Source organism: Arcicella sp. BE140 (genome assembly GCF_031456255.1).
Lineage (GTDB): Bacteria > Bacteroidota > Bacteroidia > Cytophagales > Spirosomataceae > Arcicella > Arcicella aquatica.
In genome coordinates, this window is sequence record NZ_JAVDUE010000004.1 from 278,084 (window position 1) to 295,866 (window position 17,783).

General features: G+C 34.5%; 13 protein-coding genes and 1 pseudogene. 8 read left to right on the forward strand and 6 right to left on the reverse strand.

Going from position 1 to position 17,783, the window contains the following annotated elements; all coding sequences use genetic code 11:
- The 3 genes from J2Y60_RS09300 to J2Y60_RS09310 all read right to left on the reverse strand — a co-directional run bounded on the left by J2Y60_RS09300 (window position 1) and on the right by J2Y60_RS09310 (window position 3,885).
- Window positions 1-1,431 (reverse strand): HD domain-containing protein, encoded by a 1,431-nt coding sequence (locus J2Y60_RS09300; protein ID WP_309920365.1) that lies wholly within the window; start codon window positions 1,429-1,431, stop codon window positions 1-3.
- Between the two features lie 231 nt (window positions 1,432-1,662).
- Complete coding sequence (locus J2Y60_RS09305) at window positions 1,663-2,217, reverse strand: L-threonylcarbamoyladenylate synthase (protein WP_309920363.1); 555 nt, start codon at window positions 2,215-2,217, stop codon at window positions 1,663-1,665.
- An 81-nt stretch (window positions 2,218-2,298) separates the two neighbouring features.
- The gene (locus J2Y60_RS09310; RefSeq protein WP_309920360.1) at window positions 2,299-3,885 is read right to left on the reverse strand and encodes a hypothetical protein; all 1,587 of its coding nucleotides are present in this window, start codon (window positions 3,883-3,885) and stop codon (window positions 2,299-2,301) included.
- A 192-nt stretch (window positions 3,886-4,077) separates the two neighbouring features.
- On the opposite strand from J2Y60_RS09310, the gene J2Y60_RS09315 reads away from it, so the two are divergent.
- The 7 genes from J2Y60_RS09315 (at window position 4,078) to J2Y60_RS09345 (ending at window position 13,372) form a co-directional block, all read left to right on the forward strand.
- Window positions 4,078-4,854 carry a hypothetical protein gene (locus tag J2Y60_RS09315; protein WP_309920356.1) on the forward strand — a complete coding sequence of 259 codons (777 nt, stop codon included), beginning with the start codon at window positions 4,078-4,080 and terminating at the stop codon, window positions 4,852-4,854.
- 33 nt (window positions 4,855-4,887) lie between these two features.
- The gene (argS, locus tag J2Y60_RS09320) at window positions 4,888-6,960 is read left to right on the forward strand and encodes an arginine--tRNA ligase (protein ID WP_309920353.1); all 2,073 of its coding nucleotides are present in this window, start codon (window positions 4,888-4,890) and stop codon (window positions 6,958-6,960) included.
- A 61-nt stretch (window positions 6,961-7,021) separates the two neighbouring features.
- Complete coding sequence (locus tag J2Y60_RS09325; protein ID WP_309920350.1) at window positions 7,022-7,603, forward strand: glutathione peroxidase; 582 nt, start codon at window positions 7,022-7,024, stop codon at window positions 7,601-7,603.
- 172 nt (window positions 7,604-7,775) lie between these two features.
- On the forward strand, window positions 7,776-8,759 hold the full coding sequence (locus tag J2Y60_RS09330; protein WP_309920348.1) for a 1,4-dihydroxy-2-naphthoate polyprenyltransferase: 984 nt from the start codon (window positions 7,776-7,778) through the stop codon (window positions 8,757-8,759).
- Window positions 8,760-8,898: 139 nt separating this feature from the next.
- Window positions 8,899-10,230 carry a tetratricopeptide repeat protein gene (locus J2Y60_RS09335; protein ID WP_309920345.1) on the forward strand — a complete coding sequence of 444 codons (1,332 nt, stop codon included), beginning with the start codon at window positions 8,899-8,901 and terminating at the stop codon, window positions 10,228-10,230.
- Window positions 10,231-10,703: 473 nt separating this feature from the next.
- Complete coding sequence (locus J2Y60_RS09340) at window positions 10,704-12,110, forward strand: PAS domain S-box protein (RefSeq protein ID WP_309920342.1); 1,407 nt, start codon at window positions 10,704-10,706, stop codon at window positions 12,108-12,110.
- 101 nt (window positions 12,111-12,211) lie between these two features.
- Window positions 12,212-13,372, forward strand: a complete 1,161-nt coding sequence (locus J2Y60_RS09345; RefSeq protein ID WP_309920339.1) for a P1 family peptidase — start codon at window positions 12,212-12,214, stop codon at window positions 13,370-13,372.
- Window positions 13,373-13,410: 38 nt separating this feature from the next.
- Here J2Y60_RS09345 and J2Y60_RS09350 read toward each other — a convergent pair whose 3' ends face one another.
- The 3 genes from J2Y60_RS09350 to J2Y60_RS09360 are packed head-to-tail and all read right to left on the reverse strand — an operon-like array spanning window position 13,411 to window position 15,924.
- Complete coding sequence (locus tag J2Y60_RS09350; RefSeq protein ID WP_309920335.1) at window positions 13,411-14,232, reverse strand: AraC family transcriptional regulator; 822 nt, start codon at window positions 14,230-14,232, stop codon at window positions 13,411-13,413.
- Window positions 14,233-14,234: 2 nt separating this feature from the next.
- Entirely contained in the window at window positions 14,235-14,882 is a 648-nt protein-coding gene (locus J2Y60_RS09355) for an NAD-dependent epimerase/dehydratase family protein (RefSeq protein ID WP_309920333.1), read from the reverse strand.
- Between the two features lies 1 nt (window position 14,883).
- On the reverse strand, window positions 14,884-15,924 hold the full coding sequence (locus J2Y60_RS09360; RefSeq protein WP_309920330.1) for an aldehyde reductase: 1,041 nt from the start codon (window positions 15,922-15,924) through the stop codon (window positions 14,884-14,886).
- 308 nt (window positions 15,925-16,232) lie between these two features.
- Here J2Y60_RS09360 and J2Y60_RS09365 point away from each other — a divergent pair.
- Window positions 16,233-17,746: pseudogene (locus tag J2Y60_RS09365) on the forward strand (sulfatase).
- The last annotated feature ends 37 nt before the right edge of the window (window positions 17,747-17,783 follow it).

Here is a 17,783-nt window from a genome sequence, read left to right on the forward strand (position 1 = left end):
CTATTGTTCTTTCTTAACAGCCACCAATCCCAATTTAGCACCTTCTTCCAACACAAATGGAATGCCCGATGCTAATGTATTCTCAATTTGTCCTTCTAAAATGGCTTCACGAACGGCTATTTTGATAATGCCTACTTCTTTAGAGGGCTTAATGCCAAACAAATCCATGATGATTTCCCCTGTTACTACGGGTTGAAACTGACGAAGTTTGTCGCTTTCCTCTACCTCTTTTAGTTTCTGTTCAACGATGTCGAAATTGCGGAGGTATTTTTTTACTTTCTCGCCATTTTTAGATGTAATATCTGCTCTACACAATATCATCAAGCCTTCTAAATCTTCACCTGCTTCATATAGTAAACGTCTGAGGGCAGAATCAGTGATGGCTTCTTTTGAAAGAGCAATCGGGCGTAAATGTAAACGCACCAATTTTTTTACATAACGCATCTTCTCATTCAACGGTAAACGCATTTCGGTGAAAATACCTTTTACCCATTTTGCCCCCATCTCTTCATGACCATGGAATGTCCAACCTCTTTTCTTGTCAAAACGTTTGGTAGCGGGTTTGGCTATGTCGTGCAGAATAGCTGCCCAACGAATCCACAAATCATCCGTTTTAGTGGAAGCATTATCTAACACTTGGAGCGTATGATAAAAATTATCTTTATGTCCTTTTCCTTCTTCGGTTTCTACACCTTTTAGTTTGACAAACTCAGGAAAAATTTTCTCTAATAGTCCACAAGAATCTAATAGTAAAAAGCCATAAGATGGTTTTTTAGCCAGAATAATTTTATTTAATTCATCCGTAATACGCTCTTTTGAAATAATATCTATCCTATCTTTTTCTTTGATAAGGGCATCAAAGGTATCGGGATGAATATCAAAATTTAGCTGGGTAGCAAAACGAATGGCACGCATCATCCTAAGCGGGTCATCTGAAAAAGTAATGCTTGGTTCTAAAGGGGTTTTGATGATTTTCCTGCGAATGTCTGCCAAGCCATCAAAAGGGTCGATTAATTCTCCGAAATTGTTTTCATTCAACGAAATCGCCATGGCATTAATCGTGAAGTCTCTGCGATTTTGGTCGTCCTCTAGCGTGCCATCTTCTACGATAGGCTTGCGTGAATCGCGTTGGTACGATTCCCTTCTGGCTCCTACAAATTCTACTTCCCAATCGTCTAATTTAATCATGGCAGTGCCAAAATTCTTGAAAACCGAGAGATAAGTATCTTCTCTGCCAGAATTTTTGGCAACTAATTCAGCTAATTCAATGCCCGAGCCTACACAAACAATATCAATGTCTTTAGAAGGTCGGTTTAAAATAAGATCACGTACAAATCCACCTACTACATAAGCTGGTACATTTAAGGTTTTTGCGGCATCTGCCACAATTTTAAAAATTGGATTTGTATGTAAAGTTTCTGCGAAATTCATATTGTTAAGTAATTGAGCGATTTAATGAATGAGTGATTTAGTGATTACTACATTTAAACCGCAGCGGCTGACCGCACACAAATTACTCTTTATTTTATGTTGTTTGATTTTACTTGCTTGGGCTATGGGCTTTAAGCTGTATGCAATAAGCAAAAACTATCTTTTTTCAATTAAATATTTTGCCTAATGCCTATAGCTTATAACATCCCTATTTACTAATCAAAAAGTAATTTATTTTCTGATGAATTTAAAGTCACCACCTAGCCCTAATTTCACAATTTGTGAAGGCTGAATATTTTTATTTTCCCCTTGAGGATTCTTCAAAATGAAATCTACATTTTCGATAATTTTTGGAGAAATATCCTCAAATTTTTGTGGAGAAGGTTCTCCTGAGATATTAGCAGAAGTAGAAACAATGGCTCTTTCAAACTTGTAAACTAGTCCTTTGCAAAACTCATCTTTGACCAATCTGATAGCAATAGAACCATCCTCTCCTAAAAGATTAGGCGCAATATTTTTACCTTGTGGGTAAATTACGGTAAGGGGTTTCTCTGCAAATTCTACCAGATTCCAAGCAATTTCAGGCACTTCTAACACATATTCAGAAAGCTGTTCTATTTTTGAAATCAATATGATAAATGCTTTATTATCAGGCCGTTGTTTCAATTGATATAGTTTTTCAACGGCTTTTTCGTTGCGGGCATCGCATCCTAAACCCCAAATGGTATCAGATGGATAAAGAAGCGAGTCTCCTTTTCGTAAATGTTGAAGGGCGTCGTGGTACATTTTAAATATTTTTTGCAAAGGTAAGAAAAAAGCTTCGCTCTGCCTTCACAAGCCTCATGAATGTAACTTTGAAGTTGTTTTTTACTGACCTTTTTCGTCTTTTTGAGAGGAATAACTAAGTTTGCGGAGGTAAAAAACTTCTCGAGGAGCATCTTCAAAACGAGCATCAGTTTCTAGTCTTCGTTTTCCCCAGACCAAGAAATTCTGATTATACCATGCAGCTACACTCGCATCTTCGTCGGGTTTAGACGTACTATCACTCTTGATTTCAAAAATTTCTATTTCGCTAATTGTCTGATTGCCCTTTATTTGCTGTAAATGCACTTCGCCTTTTTTGAAATATGCCATCAGCCAGCGGTCTTGTAAAGTAGATACCTGAACTTGTTCTACCAATTCGCCACTTTCTATATTATCCATTACCAAGGCGTTATCCCATAACAGATTACCCTCTTTGTCAAATTCACAAATTACAGCATGAGTAAAACGGTAATCATCCTTGTTTTCACCATTCTTGAACCTACTTCTTAATGCAGAATTAAAAGCATTATAATTCTTAGGTAAGGTATAATATATTTCTGCGACTAATACCGCCCCTTTGTCTGTTTCTAATAAATTATGAACCAGTAGTTTATAGCTAAAATTAGGGTCTTTTCCTTCTTTCTTTTTTTGCTCTATTTTTTCTTTCAATTTCTCTTGTCGCTTAGGAGACATAAAGCTGAAAAAGTTTTTAAAATCGGCAAATTTGATAATATTAGTATTTTTCTCTATGCCTTCTTCTAAGCGTGTGAGGTATAACCCTTTTGAAAATTCATTACAATTATTTGAAAAATTACCTACTAAAAGCGATTCTTTGTCATTCAGTGACAACATTTTCCCGCTGATAAAACTTAGGCTATTGCCTTCCTTATCAGGGACGTGGATGGTGCGTAAAGATTTTCCTTCGTAAGAATACGTTTGAATAACCAAGCCACATTTCCCTTTTCGTCTTTCTTTTACGATAACATTCAGTTCGGTTCTTTTTTCGTCTATTTCCAAGGCACTAATTTCTAATCGGTCGTCATACAAACCATGTAAAACCTTAGCTTTTTGGTTGAAAAAAGTGAATGAAGCTACAACAGGTTTGTCAAAATAATTACCTCCTACAAATGCTGTATTGCTTAATACCTTGAAAAAAGAGATATCGATAATGCTTGGTAGTTCGCCTTTGAATTCATCAATTTCCCCTCTGACAATATCCAAACGAACGATGTTTATTTTGGGCGACTCAGGAACAATAAAAAGCCAAAATAAATATTCCTTGTTCTGGAAACTCATCTGTAGTTCGTAGTCATGCGATATAGTGAGATTGGTATTCCACTCTAAATGGAGGTCAGTATCGTATTTCTGGAATGTCCATTGCATACCATCACGATTGAACATACCATATTTTTCAATGGTAAATAATAGTCCGTCCTTTCCAAGAGGCAAAACCGAAACAGATTCTTCTGATTTATTATTTTTAGGAATTTCGATGGCTGCAACTTGTTTTAACTGCGCCCATAAAATGTTTTGAGAAAGCAATAGTAAAGGCAAAATTATTGCCAAAGCAATGTTTTTATGGACTGGACAAAAAGGATGCTTTGTTCTAAAACTCAACAGTATCAAAAGTTTAGTTAGTAGATATTCCATAGCTTAAATACATTTAGAATAACAAGTTACAAAATCCGATGTTTACTCAAGATAAAATTGGCTAACTTTGTAGAAAATTATGTGAATGAAATTTGATTTTTAATTAAAGAATCAAAAACAATTAGAATACAAAAGCAATTTACAGTTAATAAGCAATTCTATTAATTTATTACAAGTTTTACATTTTTTTATATGAAAAGAAATCGTTTGTTATTGTTCATACTTTTCGCAACTATTTTTAATGTAAAGTCTCAATCTAAGATTATGCTTAGACTTGGATACGTGCCTGTGAGTGCAAATATCAAGTTTACAAGATATAATAATATTATTTTGAACGATTCACTTGAAAATAAAAATGTTGAAGTTGGGGTAATATTTGGTAAAACAGCACCTTTCCCAAATGTTTTATCAAAAAAATTTGATAAGACTATCAAGCAATCTCAAGTATTTTATAAGAGGAGAGATTTCGTTAATGCATATAAAATATTAGAAAAAGCTTACAAAGAAGAACCCAATAATTTATTTGTATTAGAAAATTATGCAAAAGCACTTTATAAAATAGATAAATTAAAAGCTAAAAGTTTTGAAGTTTATAAAAGCTTAATTGAAAAATCTGATAAGATAAATATAGGAAGGGATAGTTTATTAATTGTAAAAAAAGAAGGGCAATTAATACCTCAAAGTAATGACGAAATTCTTTTAATAGATGCCTGGTTTCCAGAAGCTTATTGGAAATTAGGAACTTTATATATGGATGAAATGAATTGGGAAAAAGCAATGATTGAAATTGGCCGTTTTTTGCATTTATGTACTGATAATAATGAGAATAAAGCAGTATTAGAACAAGCAATGGCTTACTTAGCTGAATGTGCTTTTGAACTACACAATGAAGAATTAACTTCATTGTATGTTAAAAAGACTTTAGCAATAAATGCTAACAACACCTATGTGAAAAACTTTATAAAATAAATTTTAGGGGAATTAAGTTACAGAATATATAAAATGAATTTAGAAAAAATATTACAAGACCACATCGTAGCAGCATTAAAGGCTGAATTTGACATAGAAGAAACCAATATCGCCCTTCAACCTACTCGTAAAGACTTTGAAGGTTCTTTTACCTTTGTGGTGTTCCCTTATGTAAAAGCTTTGCGTAAATCACCTGTAGAACTTGGAAATGCTATCGGGAATTATTTAGTAAATAACGCTGGTGTTGTGAGTGGCTTTAATGTGGTGCAAGGATTCTTGAATCTTTCCATTGCTGATACAGCATGGCTTACGATGTTTGGAGGAATTTTTAAAGATAAAAAATTCGGACAATTAGCAGATAAAAACGAAGTGGTGATGGTAGAATACTCTTCGCCTAATACCAACAAACCTTTGCATTTAGGACACCTTCGTAATAATTTCCTTGGGTTTTCGGTTTCACAGATCTTATCAGCTAATGGCTATGAGGTAGTAAAAGCTAATTTGGTAAACGACCGTGGTATTCATATTTGTAAGTCGATGCTGGCTTACCAAAAATTTGGGAATGGGGAAACTCCAGAGTCATCAGGCTTAAAAGGTGACCATTTAGTGGGTAAATATTACGTTGAATTTGATAAAGTTTTTAAAAAACAATTAAAAGAGATTTTAGATAAGGTAAAAATCCATAGTGACTTTAGTGATTTTTCTATTTTAGAAAAGGATAAGATTAATGAATCACTCGTGAAGATTGCAGACTATGAAAATTCTTTGAAAAAAGCTGAATCGAATTTAGATTATAAAGCTTTGGCAAAATTTGGACCTGAATTTGAAATAAAATTTGAATCTGGAGTTGAGAATAATATAAAATGGAAACCACTTTTAAAGCTTATTGATAACCAAAATGACAATAAAAAGCTACAAGCCTTACTAAAAGATGTCCTTTTTTTCGAAGAGAAAAAAAATAATGAAATGGATACATTACTTGATATGCTTAAAGGAAAAACAGAGGTTTTACAAGAAGCTCAAGCAATGTTACTAAAGTGGGAAGAAGGCGATGCTGAAACACTAGCCCTTTGGAACAAAATGAACGATTGGGTATTTGCTGGATTTAACCAGACTTACCAAAAAATGGGTGTAAGTTTTGATAAAATTTATCGCGAATCAAATACTTATTTGTTAGGTAAAAAATCAGTTGAAGAAGGATTAAAATCAGGCGTATTCTTCCAAAAAGAAGATTCATCTGTTTGGATTGATTTAACAGAAGAAGGACTTGACCAAAAATTGGTTTTGCGTAAAGACGGTACTTCGGTATATATTACCCAAGATATAGGTACGGCAGATTTAAAGTACAATGACTTTAAAATGTCGAAATCGGTGTATGTAGTTGGGAATGAACAAGACTATCATTTTGAAGTATTGTTTAAAATTCTTAAAAAATTAGGTCGCCCTTATGCAGATGGTACTTACCATTTAAGCTATGGAATGGTAGATTTACCTTCGGGCAAAATGAAGTCTCGTGAAGGAACTGTAGTTGATGCCGACGACTTGATGCAAGAAATGACGGATACGGCTCGCGAACGTACTTTAGAATTGGGTAAAATCGATGGTTTCTCGAAAGAAGAGGCAGAAGAGCTTTATCATACCTTAGCAATGGGAGCGTTGAAATACTTTTTGCTAAAAGTTGACCCTAAGAAAAGAATGTTGTTCAATCCAGAGGAATCAATTGATTTTCAAGGAAACACAGGTCCGTTTATTCAATATACCCATGCACGTATTTGCTCAATTTTAAGAAAAGCACATGAACAAGGAATTATTGGTGTAGCGGGTAATTATAAAGCCTTACAGGAATCTGAACAAGAAGTAATATATTTATTAAGTGAGTATCCAAAAAAAGTTGCTGATGCTGGCAGAGAGCTTGCACCATCATTAATTGCGCAATATGCTTATGATTTAGCAAAGGCTTATAATCGCTTTTATAATGAAGTAAGTATCTTTAATGAAACAGATTTGGATGCCCAACAATTTAGAATTGCATTTTCTAGTGTGGTAGGAGAAACAATTAAGAAGGCAATGGCGTTATTAGGAATAAATGTTCCAAGCAGAATGTAACATTTTCAATTCCATGAAAAAGAAAATTATTTTAACTTTCATCTTAATCTTCATAACAATTATGTTACTCAAACTATTGAAAATTGGCTCTTTGGTAGGTGCATTGGCCTTACCTTTTACTCAAAATGACGTTGCTAGTCGCCCAGAAAATATGGAAGCTCCTGCTAAACAAAGTCTATATGATTTCAAAGTGAAGTCTTTAGATGGAAAGAATGTTGACTTATCTATGTATAAAGGCAAAAAAGTAATTATTTTAAATACAGCTTCAAAATGTGGATTTACACCACAATATGCAGACTGGGAGAAATTTTATACTGAAAACAAAGGTAAAGTAGTAGTATTAGGTTTTCCTGCTAACGAATTTGGTGGTCAAGAGCCGGGTTCAGATGAAGAAATCTCTACTTTTTGTAAGAAGAACTACGGTGTTTCTTTCCCAATGTTTTCTAAAGTAGTAGTAAAAGGAGAAGGTAAATGTCCATTGTATCAATGGTTAACTACTAAGTCGTTGAACGGTTGGAATGATAAAGAACCATCTTGGAACTTCTGTAAATACGTTATCAACGAAAAAGGAGAATTGACTCATTTCTTTGCTTCAAAAATTAAACCTGATAGTCCAGAGTTTTTAGAAGCTATTAAATTATAAAAGATTTTAGTAAAGAACCTCATCCCCAACCCGACTACGCGTCTCGCTCTCCTTCAGAGAAGGGGAGCAAACCTTGGGGCTTAAAGCTTCCCTCTCTGAAGGAGAGCGAGACGCGTAGTCGGGCTAGGGGTGAGGTTTCATTTATACAGCCTCATCATTATTTATATCCACCATGAAACACTGGATTTCTGCTGCCAGACCTCGTACTTTACCCCTTGCCCTTTCCAGCATCTTTATGGGAAGTTTCCTAGCTGCGGGAGCTCATGCTTTCTCTTGGACTACCTTTATCTTAGCCGTTCTGACGACTATTTTTTTGCAAGTACTTTCAAATTTTGCAAACGACTATGGTGATACCGTTAGTGGAGTTGATACAGTAGAAAGGACAGTCGCTACTCGTGCCGTACAAACAGGTGCTATTACCCGTGAACAGATGACAAAGGCCATGATTATCATGTCGGTATTATCCTTCATTACAGGGACATGGTTAATCTATGAAGGCCTAAAAGATACTTCTACGCAAGCAATTCTTACTTTTTTTGGCTTAGGAATTTTAGCTATTATTGCCTCCATTACTTATACTGTTGGGAAACGTCCCTATGGTTATATGGGGCTTGGAGATATTTCTGTATTGATTTTCTTTGGTTGGGTAGGTGTGTTAGGTACTTATTATTTGTTTGCCCATGAATTCGTTTGGTTAAATGTATTACCAGCTACTTCTTGCGGATTGTTTGCAGTGGGAGTATTGAACATCAATAATATCCGTGACATAGAATCGGATACCAAAACGGGAAAGAATTCAATCCCAGTACGTTTAGGCAAAGCCAAAGCCGTTATCTACCATTGGTTTTTATTAGGTACTGGCTTTTTGTGTGCAGTAATTTATGCAACGATTATTACCTTAAAAGAACACTCGGAATTTAATATCAACTTAAGCTATAAAAATACTGATCTTCACCTAAATCTGGGTACGGGCGAACAGAACTTTAATTTGCTATGGCTAAATTGGCTTTTTGTAGTGACGATTCCGCTTTTAATCAGAATTTGTAGAGGAGTATCCAGAGGAAAAACGCCTGCACAAATAGACCCTTTCTTAAAAGTTATGGCATTAACTACCCTTTTATTTGTCATTACTTTTGGTATCGGTCAATTGCTTTAATAATCTCTTTACCTTTATGTGAATTTATAATTGCTGTTTTGCAAATTTGAAGGAATAGGCAATAAGCTTTAAAAACATGCCGTTAAATTTGTAATATTGTATGCTTAAATCACTATCACAAAATAATACATTCTTACTTATGAAGAAGATTCTACTTTTTTTATCCTTAGCTTTTTTGCTAAACAGCCACTTTAGTTATTCTCAGAGTCAGAGTTTCCAAGAATTGATGGATTTAGGGGTTACTCAAAGTCGCCTTGGTAATCATGCTGCGGCTCAAAGCTATTTTTCACAAGCGATTGCTATTAAGCCAGATGACGCTATTGCCTATTATGACCGTGGCGTAACGAAGGCAAATCTAAAAGATAACAGAGGAGCTATTAATGATTTTGATAAAGCAATTGAATTAAATCCAAAATATGCGGAGGCTTACAGTGGCAGAGGGCAAAGCAAAGCGCGCCAAGACGACCACAAAGGAGCATTGCAAGATTATAACAGAAGCATCGATTTAAATCCAGTAGATGCTAATGCGTATTTTATCCGTGGTATTAGTAAAGCGAAATTAGAAAACTACAAAGGAGCACTTTCTGACTTTAATAAAACCCTTGATTTAACGCCTGATAATGCACAAGGACTTGCTTCGCGCGGAACCATCAAACAAAGATTAGAGGACTATAAAGGAAGTTTAGAAGATTTTACCAGAGCCATTGAAATTAGCCCTAAAAGAGCAAACTCTTATTCTGGAAGAGCTTACAGTAAAATGAAGATGGGCGACTTTAAAGGAGCCATTGCTGACTATGGAAAAGCATTAGAATTAGTGCCAGAGGATGCTGAATCTTTATACTACAGAGGTTTTAGCAAATGTCAGCTAGAAGATTTTCAAGGTGCTTTAGTTGATTTTGACCAAGCCCTTACCCAAGACCCTGAAAGTGCAAGTGCTTATTATGGAAGAGGTTTTGCAAAAAGCAGATTAGGAAATACAAAAAGTGCCATTGAAGATTATAACAAAGCAATCTCAATTGGTAATACAGAAGGAACGAAAGTTGTTCATGTAGGGGCAATTACTAAAACTATTTTAGATGAGCTTCGTAATAATGTTCAAGAGCGTTTGAAAATGTCTGAAATTACAGCACAACGTTCTGAAGTATATTATAACAGAGGTTTGGCAAAAGCTCGTTCGGGCGATAGTAGAGCGGCTATTGAAGATTATAATAAGGCTATTGCCTTGAACCCTACTTACTCGGAAGCATACTTTACGCGTGGTATGGTTAAATCTCAAATGGGTGACCAAAGAGGTGCAATTCAAGATTGTAACAATGCTATTATTTTAAATCCTAAATATTCTGAGGCTTACTACGTTAGAGGTATCATTCGTCATTCATTAGGTGATACTGATGGCTGTAACGATTTAAGTAAGGCAGGAGAATTAGGTTTTACGGCAGCATATGCAGCTATTCGTGATTATTGTAATTAAGACTTTAGATATTAGATTTAAGACGTTAGACTAGAGGACTTTAGGATGACTCGAAGACTTTAGGATATAGGACTTTGTACTTTAGACTTTGTACTTTAAACTTTAAACTCGAAGACTTTAGGATATAGGACTTTGTACTTTAGACTTTGTACTTTAAACTTTAAACTCGAAGACTTTAGGATATAAGACTTTGTACTTTAGACTTTGTACTTTAAACTCGAAGACTTTAGGATATAGTACTTTGTACTTTAAACTTTAGATTTTAAGCTATAAAAAGATTCAGGATGTGAGCTTTGGTTACAAAGTTTTAATCTTGAATCTTTTTTTTATGCAGATATTGAAAAAATACGAATTATTAATTTCAGTGAATGAATAGAAAAATCAGTGAAGAATATTGTTGAAAATGTGCAAAAAATAGTTAGTTTAAAGATAAATTTAAAGTAAATAACACTTAGATTTAACTTTGTAAAATTGTGGAATCTCTTGAATTTACAATAATGCTTTCGATGAATGAATTTGAAAAACCTTTTAACATTATTGACGCTTTAAGTACCATTTTGGATAATGTTCCAGATAGTATAATATTATTGTCACCACAACATAAAATATTAGCTTTTAACAAAGGAATGAAAGAGCTTTTGATGCTGTACTTTAAAAGTGAAGTAAAAGTTGGTGACGATTATAGGATATTTGTACTTGATAGTATCATGGATTTATATGTCGATACTTTTGAGAAAGCTATCAACGGTGAAACGGTAGTCGTACAAAAAGAAACAGTATCCCAAGATGCTTCTATATGGTTTGAATATACGATGAAACCTGTTTATGATGTTGCTAATAGTTTTCTAGGTATTGTACTCATTGCTAAAAATATAGATAAACAAAAAAGAATTGAATTAGAACTTGAAAATATGGCAGAAACCTTTCAGGCCATTATCGAGAACAATACAGAATCTGTCTTACTATTGGGGCTTGATTATAAAATAATCCAGTTCAACAAGCCTGCCAGAGAAAGGATGTTAATGAATATGGACAAAGAGTTGAAGATAGGAGAAGATTTTAGAGACTTTCTTTATCCAGACCAAGAGCAAATATTTTTTAACTCCTTTGAAAGTGCTATTAAAGGTAAAAGTTATGAAATAGAAGTAGTTATCACAAATTACAACAACGAGAAATATTGGTTTCAATCTAGGATGTTTCCAGTTTATAAGCGCAATGGTGAATTACTAGGAGTGTCGCTATTTGCCTTGAATATCACAGATAGAAAAAAGGCAGAAGTCTCGTTAAAAGACAGTGAAGCAAAATTTAGAAGTATTGTTGAAGCAGCACCTACTTCCATGTTGATAGTGGATGAAAACATGAATATTATTCTTTCAAATCCTGAGGTAGAGAAAGTTTTTGGCTACACCTTTGATGAGTTGAAAAAGCAAAATATTCAGATGTTGATACCCGAAATCTTTGGGAAAGATGATACCCAGAAAGATTATTCAAAAATAGTAGCCAATAAATTTACTCCTGCAATTAAGAAAGATGGAAGTGAAATTATTGTAGATACTAGCTTGAACAGTTTTGAATTGGATGATAAAAAGCATGTACTGATTATTATTCAAGACGTAACCCAAAGAGTGAATAACGAAAAGCAAATTCTGGATCAATTAAGTCGCTTAAAAGCCATCGCTTGGCAACAGTCGCACGGTGTGAGAAGGCCAGTGGCTAATATTTTAGGAATATGCCATTTACTTAAGACAGATAAAGATATTACTCCAGAAGAAAAAGAACAATACATAGATTTACTTTTTCAATCTACGGAAGAATTAGACCAAGTGATACATAGAATAGTAAATTACACTTGTGAAAGTAATCTATTTAAACAAGAGTAAATGAGATGATAAGTACTTGGGTTTATTAAAAAGATGTATTTTGTTTTAACGTATTATATATCAGTGTTCTTAACTCACAACTATTGCGTAAGTAATATACTATGAAACTTTTGAAAATTATCGGTATTCTTCTTTTTCAATTATCAGTTTATGGACAAAAACCAAGGGCGAGAGACCTTGGGATTCCTTTTGAGGGTACTACTGGTAAGTTTAATGCTATCACAGATGTAAAGGGTGTTGAGGTTGGTTATAGTACTATCATTTCTGGGCAAGGGAAAAATATTTTAGGAAAAGGCCCTGTACGGACTGGCGTTACGGCAGTGTTGCCAAGAGGTAAAACTAATAATCCCGTTTTTGCCAATTGGTATTCATTAAACGGAAATGGTGAAATGACGGGGACTACTTGGATTACTGAATCAGGCTTTTTAGAAACACCCATTATGATAACCAATACTAATAGTGTTGGTGTGGTAAGAGATGCTGTATTAAAATGGTTTGTTGAAAAACATTGGTATAAAGAAGATTTTTGGTACACTTATCCTGTAGTAGCAGAAACGTATGATGGATTTTTGAATGATATTTATGGTTTTCATGTAAAAGAAAGTAATGCTTATGAAGCCTTGAATACTGCAAAATCTGGATTTATTAAGGAGGGAAACGTAGGGGGCGGAACAGGGATGATGTGCTTGGGTTTTAAAGGTGGCACTGGAAGTTCATCTAGAATATTTAAAATCAAGGATTCTACCTACACGCTAGGCGTATTAGTACAATCTAATTTTGGGGCAAAACGCAATCTAACTATCGCAGGGGTACCTATTGGTAAAGAACTTAAAGATACTTTAAATTATGAATTAAAATCTCCGCCGACTTCTTACAGACAAGAAGGAGATGGGTCTATCATTGTTGTGATTGCTACAGATGCTCCTTTGCTACCTCATCAATTAAAACGAATAGCGGCTAGAGTACCAATTGGTGTTGGCAAAGTTGGGGGACGCGGGGAAAATGGCTCTGGAGATATTTTTATTGCCTTTTCCACAGCGAATCAATCTGCTTTCCAGCGAGAGAACTTCACAAAGTTAGATGAATTGCCTAATGATTTAATCAATCCATTATTTGAGGCTACCGTTCAAGGTGTAGAAGAAGCCATTATTAACGCGATGATAGCCGCAGAAACCACCGAAGGAATAAATGGTAATAAAGCCTATGCTTTGCCGCATAAGTCAGTTATTGAATTGCTTAAAAAATATAATAGAATAAAGTAAAGTCTTTAAAAGTACTAACAAAGAGGCATTTTTCAAGGTTATTTTTGTTGATGGGTCTGTCCAAAATTAGCGGTTCTCTCGTAAAGCTCGCTCGGTGCTTTGCCAAATAATTTTTTGAAGGCAAATGAAAAATGAGAGAGGTCTTCAAAACCTAATTCAAGGTAAATATCAGAAGGTTTTTTGTTTTTCTTTTCAATCAAAAAGTAAGCTTCTTTAAGTCTCTTTTGTATAAGCCAACGGCTGGGTGTTTCTCTAAATATTTTTTCAAAATCACGTTTGAAGCCCGACAAGCTACGACCAGTCAGGAAAGCAAACCTATTCAAAGCGACATTGAACTTAAAATTCTTATTCATAAATGCTTCTAAATCTACTTTGCCTGGACTACGGAAATCAAACAAAATATTGGACAATTCTGGATTAATTTTAAGCAGAATCAGTAATAACTCTTCTCGTTTAATATCTTCAAAAGTTTTATCTATTTTTCCATCATGGTCATAATAAGCAGAAATAGACCGCAGGAAACTTGGAACGAGGTCATTTTTTTTAATCGTAAAAAATACATCGTCTGAATTAAAGTCTACGGTAGGAAAAGGATATTTTTGATAAAAGCTTCTTAGAAAAACTTCATCAAAGGCAAACACTACCTTTTCAAACTGATTATCCTCTTTTTGTTTATTATACCTTGCTAAGTTATTTTTTCTGACTAAACAATATTCTCCTGCTTTCAAGGTATAATGTTTGTAACCATCATAACCCTCAATTTTTCCTTTAATGAGATATAAAAAGAAATGTTCTGAAATAAATTGTTCAGGAGATATTTCAGGACCTACATAACAAGTAATAATTGAATTTACTTCCACGGCTATAATTTCGCTAATTTCTTGATGTCTGATATTTCTAAGATTGATTTTTCATAACCTTTTGTTACCGTTTTAATCATGGCTTCACCAAGTTCTTGAAGTGTTATGATCTGTTTAGGTATAAACCAATCTAGGATAGTTACAATATATTTATAAATAGCTTTCCCATTTTTTTGTCCCACCATTTCTTTCATTCCACCTGGGCGGAAATTGTACACTGCCTTAAAAGGTAGTTGTATCAAGGCATTTTCAGTTTTGCCTTTTACCCTTGCCCACATTACCTTTCCTTTTTCAGAGCTATCGGTATGGCTACCCGACACAAAATTAAAAACCATTTGAGGGTTTTGTGTAAGCAATGCTTTGGCAAAATACAAAGTAGTGTCGTAGGTAATGACGGTGTACTTTTCTTCGCTCATTCCTACAGAACTGATTCCTGCACAATAAAAACAGGCATCATAACCTTTCAACTCGTCAGTAAAGTCATCTAGTTTTAAAAAATCAGGAACGATTAATTCTGTAAGTTTAGGGTGACTCAATTCATAGTGCTTACGATTGACGATTAGCACTTTTTCTACAAGAGAGTTTTGCAGACATTCTAGTAATACACCTTCGCCTACCATGCCTGTGGCACCTGTTATGATAATTTTCATATTATATGATATTAAATTTTATTAGACTTTCTGCTGCCGATAATACAGCTTCTTCGTTGCTTCTAGGTTTCCAGTTTAACATGGCTATTGCCTTTTGGTTACTGGCATTTTTTCTTCTGCCCAACTGAGGTAATATATTTTTTGCTAAAGGGTTAAATAGTGCAAGGACTCTAATCAACCAATTCGGAGCAACTTTAGTAGTTACATTTTTGTGAGAAGTACTCAATTGTTGTTTGAGCAATTGGGCAACTTCTGGAAAAGTAAGCACACCGCCAGATAATGCTAAAAAGCGTTGTCCTTTGGCTTCTGGGCTTGTCATCGCTCGTAAATGTAAGTCGGCTACATCTCTTACATCTACAATCCCCAATGTAATTTGAGGAATTGCTTTCATTGAACCATCAAATAATTTTCTTAATAATTCATGTCCGCTAGATAATTTATTGCTTAACAATGGCCCAAAAATAGCCATTGGGTTTATCACTGCTAGTTCTAAGCCCTTTCCTTCATTATTGATGTAATCCCACGCCGCTTTTTCTGCCAATACTTTTGATTTTAAATAGGCTGAAAGGTGCTTGTCCTTAGGATTAGTCCAATCTTCTTCGGTAATCATTTTGCTATCGTCATTGTGACTATAGCCTACTGCTCCAAAAGATGAAGTAAGCACCACTCTTTTTACATGGGCATTTTTAGCTGCTTTTAATACTCGTAGTGTTCCTTCTACAGCAGGTTTTATGGTTTCGTCTTCGGTTGTAGTAATGCTTAAAGAAATAGGAGAGGCTACATGCAATACATAATCGCAATCCTTTACTGCTTTATCCCAATTTTTGTCATCTGATAATTCTGCTTCAATAAAAGTTAAATGCTCAAATGAATTAAGTCCTGCATTTTTAAGCATTTCGATTACCTCATTTTGGCGATTGATTGAACGAAGGGTAGTTCTAACTTGATAGCCTTGTGCTAAAAGCTGATGGATACAGTGTATTCCTACAAAACCTGTTCCACCCGTTACTAATACTAATTTATTATTGTGTTGATTTGTCATGGTATTTAAAATTTCTAATGCAAATTTCTCAATAAAATACCATGATTGTTTTGTTGAAAAGTCCAAAGTTACTTTGCTGAAAAGTTCAACAATTGCCTACTTGCAGTTGTATAAAAATTAAATTGATTTAAAAGTTCAATAGGCTAGATAATCAGAATAAAGCATGGACAACTAATCATCTGGGTACTATAATATGTCCCTATAATACTGAATTGGTTATGAAAAAACAACGATATAATTATTGTGCTAAACAAAAATAGTATATTCGTCATAAATCTAATGTATGTTCAATATTGTATCATCGCACTATGAAAATTGTTTTGTTCGTTATAATATGTTTTTTTTCCAATGTAGTATTGGCACAAAATCAACCCAATGTAATATTTATTATTTCAGATGACCATACATCTCAGGCAATCAGTGCGTATGGGAGTAAATTAGCCAAAACACCCAATATCGACCGCATTGCTCGCGAAGGGGCAATTTTGTACAATAATGTGGTATCAAATTCAATCTGTGGGCCTAGTAGAGCTACTTTGTTGACAGGTAAATATAGCCATATTAACGGCTATAAGTTCAATGAAAAACAATTTGATATTAGTCAGCATGTTTTTCCAGAAGAACTACAGAAAAATGGCTATCAGACTGCTTGGATTGGTAAAATGCACCTTGGAACACTTCCGCATGGATTTGATTATCTGAATATTTTACCGGGGCATGGCAGTTATTACAATTCAGATTTTGTTAATTCAAAAAACGAAACACATAGACATGAGGGTTATGTGACGGATGTAATAACCCAACTTTCAAAACAATGGCTTGAGGGTAGAGATAAGAATAAACCATTTTTATGGTAGTGGGGCATAAAGCTACGCATCGTTCGTGGTTACCTTCTTTACAAGATTTAGGAGCTTTTGATAACGTGACTTTCCCAGTGCCAAGTACTTTTTATGATACATATAAAGGACGTATTGCTGCACAAGACCAAGATATGAGTATCGAGAAAACAATGTTGCTTAAAGAAGATTTAAAAGTAGATGCTGATTATGATAGTAAGGGTGCGTGGTCGTCGTACAATCGTTTTACACCTGAACAAAAAAGTCAGTTCAAGGCATACTATGATAAAATTGGAGCTGAATTTGCAGCCAAAAAATTGACAGGCAAGGCGTTGACCGAATGGAAGTACCAACGTTATATGCGTGATTATCTTTCAACTGGCAAATCACTAGACCGTAATATTGGTGAATTACTCGATTACCTTGATAAAACTGGGTTATCTAAAAATACAGTAGTGATTTATACGTCAGACCAAGGTTTTTATTTAGGCGAACATGGCTGGTTTGATAAACGTTTTATTTATGAAGAATCCCTCAAGACGCCTTTTGTCATACGCTATCCTGGGGTAGTGAAAGCAGGAACGAAAGTAAATCAAGTGGTTTCAAATGTAGATTGGGCACCAACTTTGTTGAATATTATGAAGACGAAGATTCCTGATGAATTTCAAGGGCATTCGTTTTTACCACTTCTTACAGGTAAAACCAGTGGTTGGAAAAGCGAGTCTTATTACCATTATTATGAATATCCACAGCCACATCATGTGTATCCCCATTTTGGTCTCCGTACAGAACGCTATACATTGGCTAGATTCTATGGCGAGAAAAACTTCTGGGAACTATATGACATCAAAAATGACCCTAAGAATCTAAAAAATCTGTATAACGATAAGCAATATGCTAAAGTAATAATAGATTTAAAGAAAAATCTGAAAGACCAGATTGTCCAATTGAAAGATGATGAGGCACTTAAGATTTTCGCTGAATGAGATAGGATTGTTAAATACTATTTTTTTCTATTAGCCA

Coding starts and splice junctions, on each gene's coding strand:
- J2Y60_RS09305 (WP_309920363.1), bottom strand. CDS start 2,217: ATGTACCACGACGCCCTTCAACATTTACGAAAAGGAGACTCGCTTCTT.
- J2Y60_RS09325 (WP_309920350.1), top strand. CDS start 7,022: ATGTTACTCAAACTATTGAAAATTGGCTCTTTGGTAGGTGCATTGGCC.
- J2Y60_RS09300 (WP_309920365.1), bottom strand. CDS start 1,431: ATGAATTTCGCAGAAACTTTACATACAAATCCAATTTTTAAAATTGTG.
- J2Y60_RS09360 (WP_309920330.1), bottom strand. CDS start 15,924: ATGACAAATCAACACAATAATAAATTAGTATTAGTAACGGGTGGAACA.
- J2Y60_RS09345 (WP_309920339.1), top strand. CDS start 12,212: ATGAAACTTTTGAAAATTATCGGTATTCTTCTTTTTCAATTATCAGTT.
- J2Y60_RS09335 (WP_309920345.1), top strand. CDS start 8,899: ATGAAGAAGATTCTACTTTTTTTATCCTTAGCTTTTTTGCTAAACAGC.
- J2Y60_RS09310 (WP_309920360.1), bottom strand. CDS start 3,885: ATGGAATATCTACTAACTAAACTTTTGATACTGTTGAGTTTTAGAACA.
- J2Y60_RS09330 (WP_309920348.1), top strand. CDS start 7,776: ATGAAACACTGGATTTCTGCTGCCAGACCTCGTACTTTACCCCTTGCC.
- J2Y60_RS09315 (WP_309920356.1), top strand. CDS start 4,078: ATGAAAAGAAATCGTTTGTTATTGTTCATACTTTTCGCAACTATTTTT.
- J2Y60_RS09355 (WP_309920333.1), bottom strand. CDS start 14,882: ATGAAAATTATCATAACAGGTGCCACAGGCATGGTAGGCGAAGGTGTA.
- argS (WP_309920353.1), top strand. CDS start 4,888: ATGAATTTAGAAAAAATATTACAAGACCACATCGTAGCAGCATTAAAG.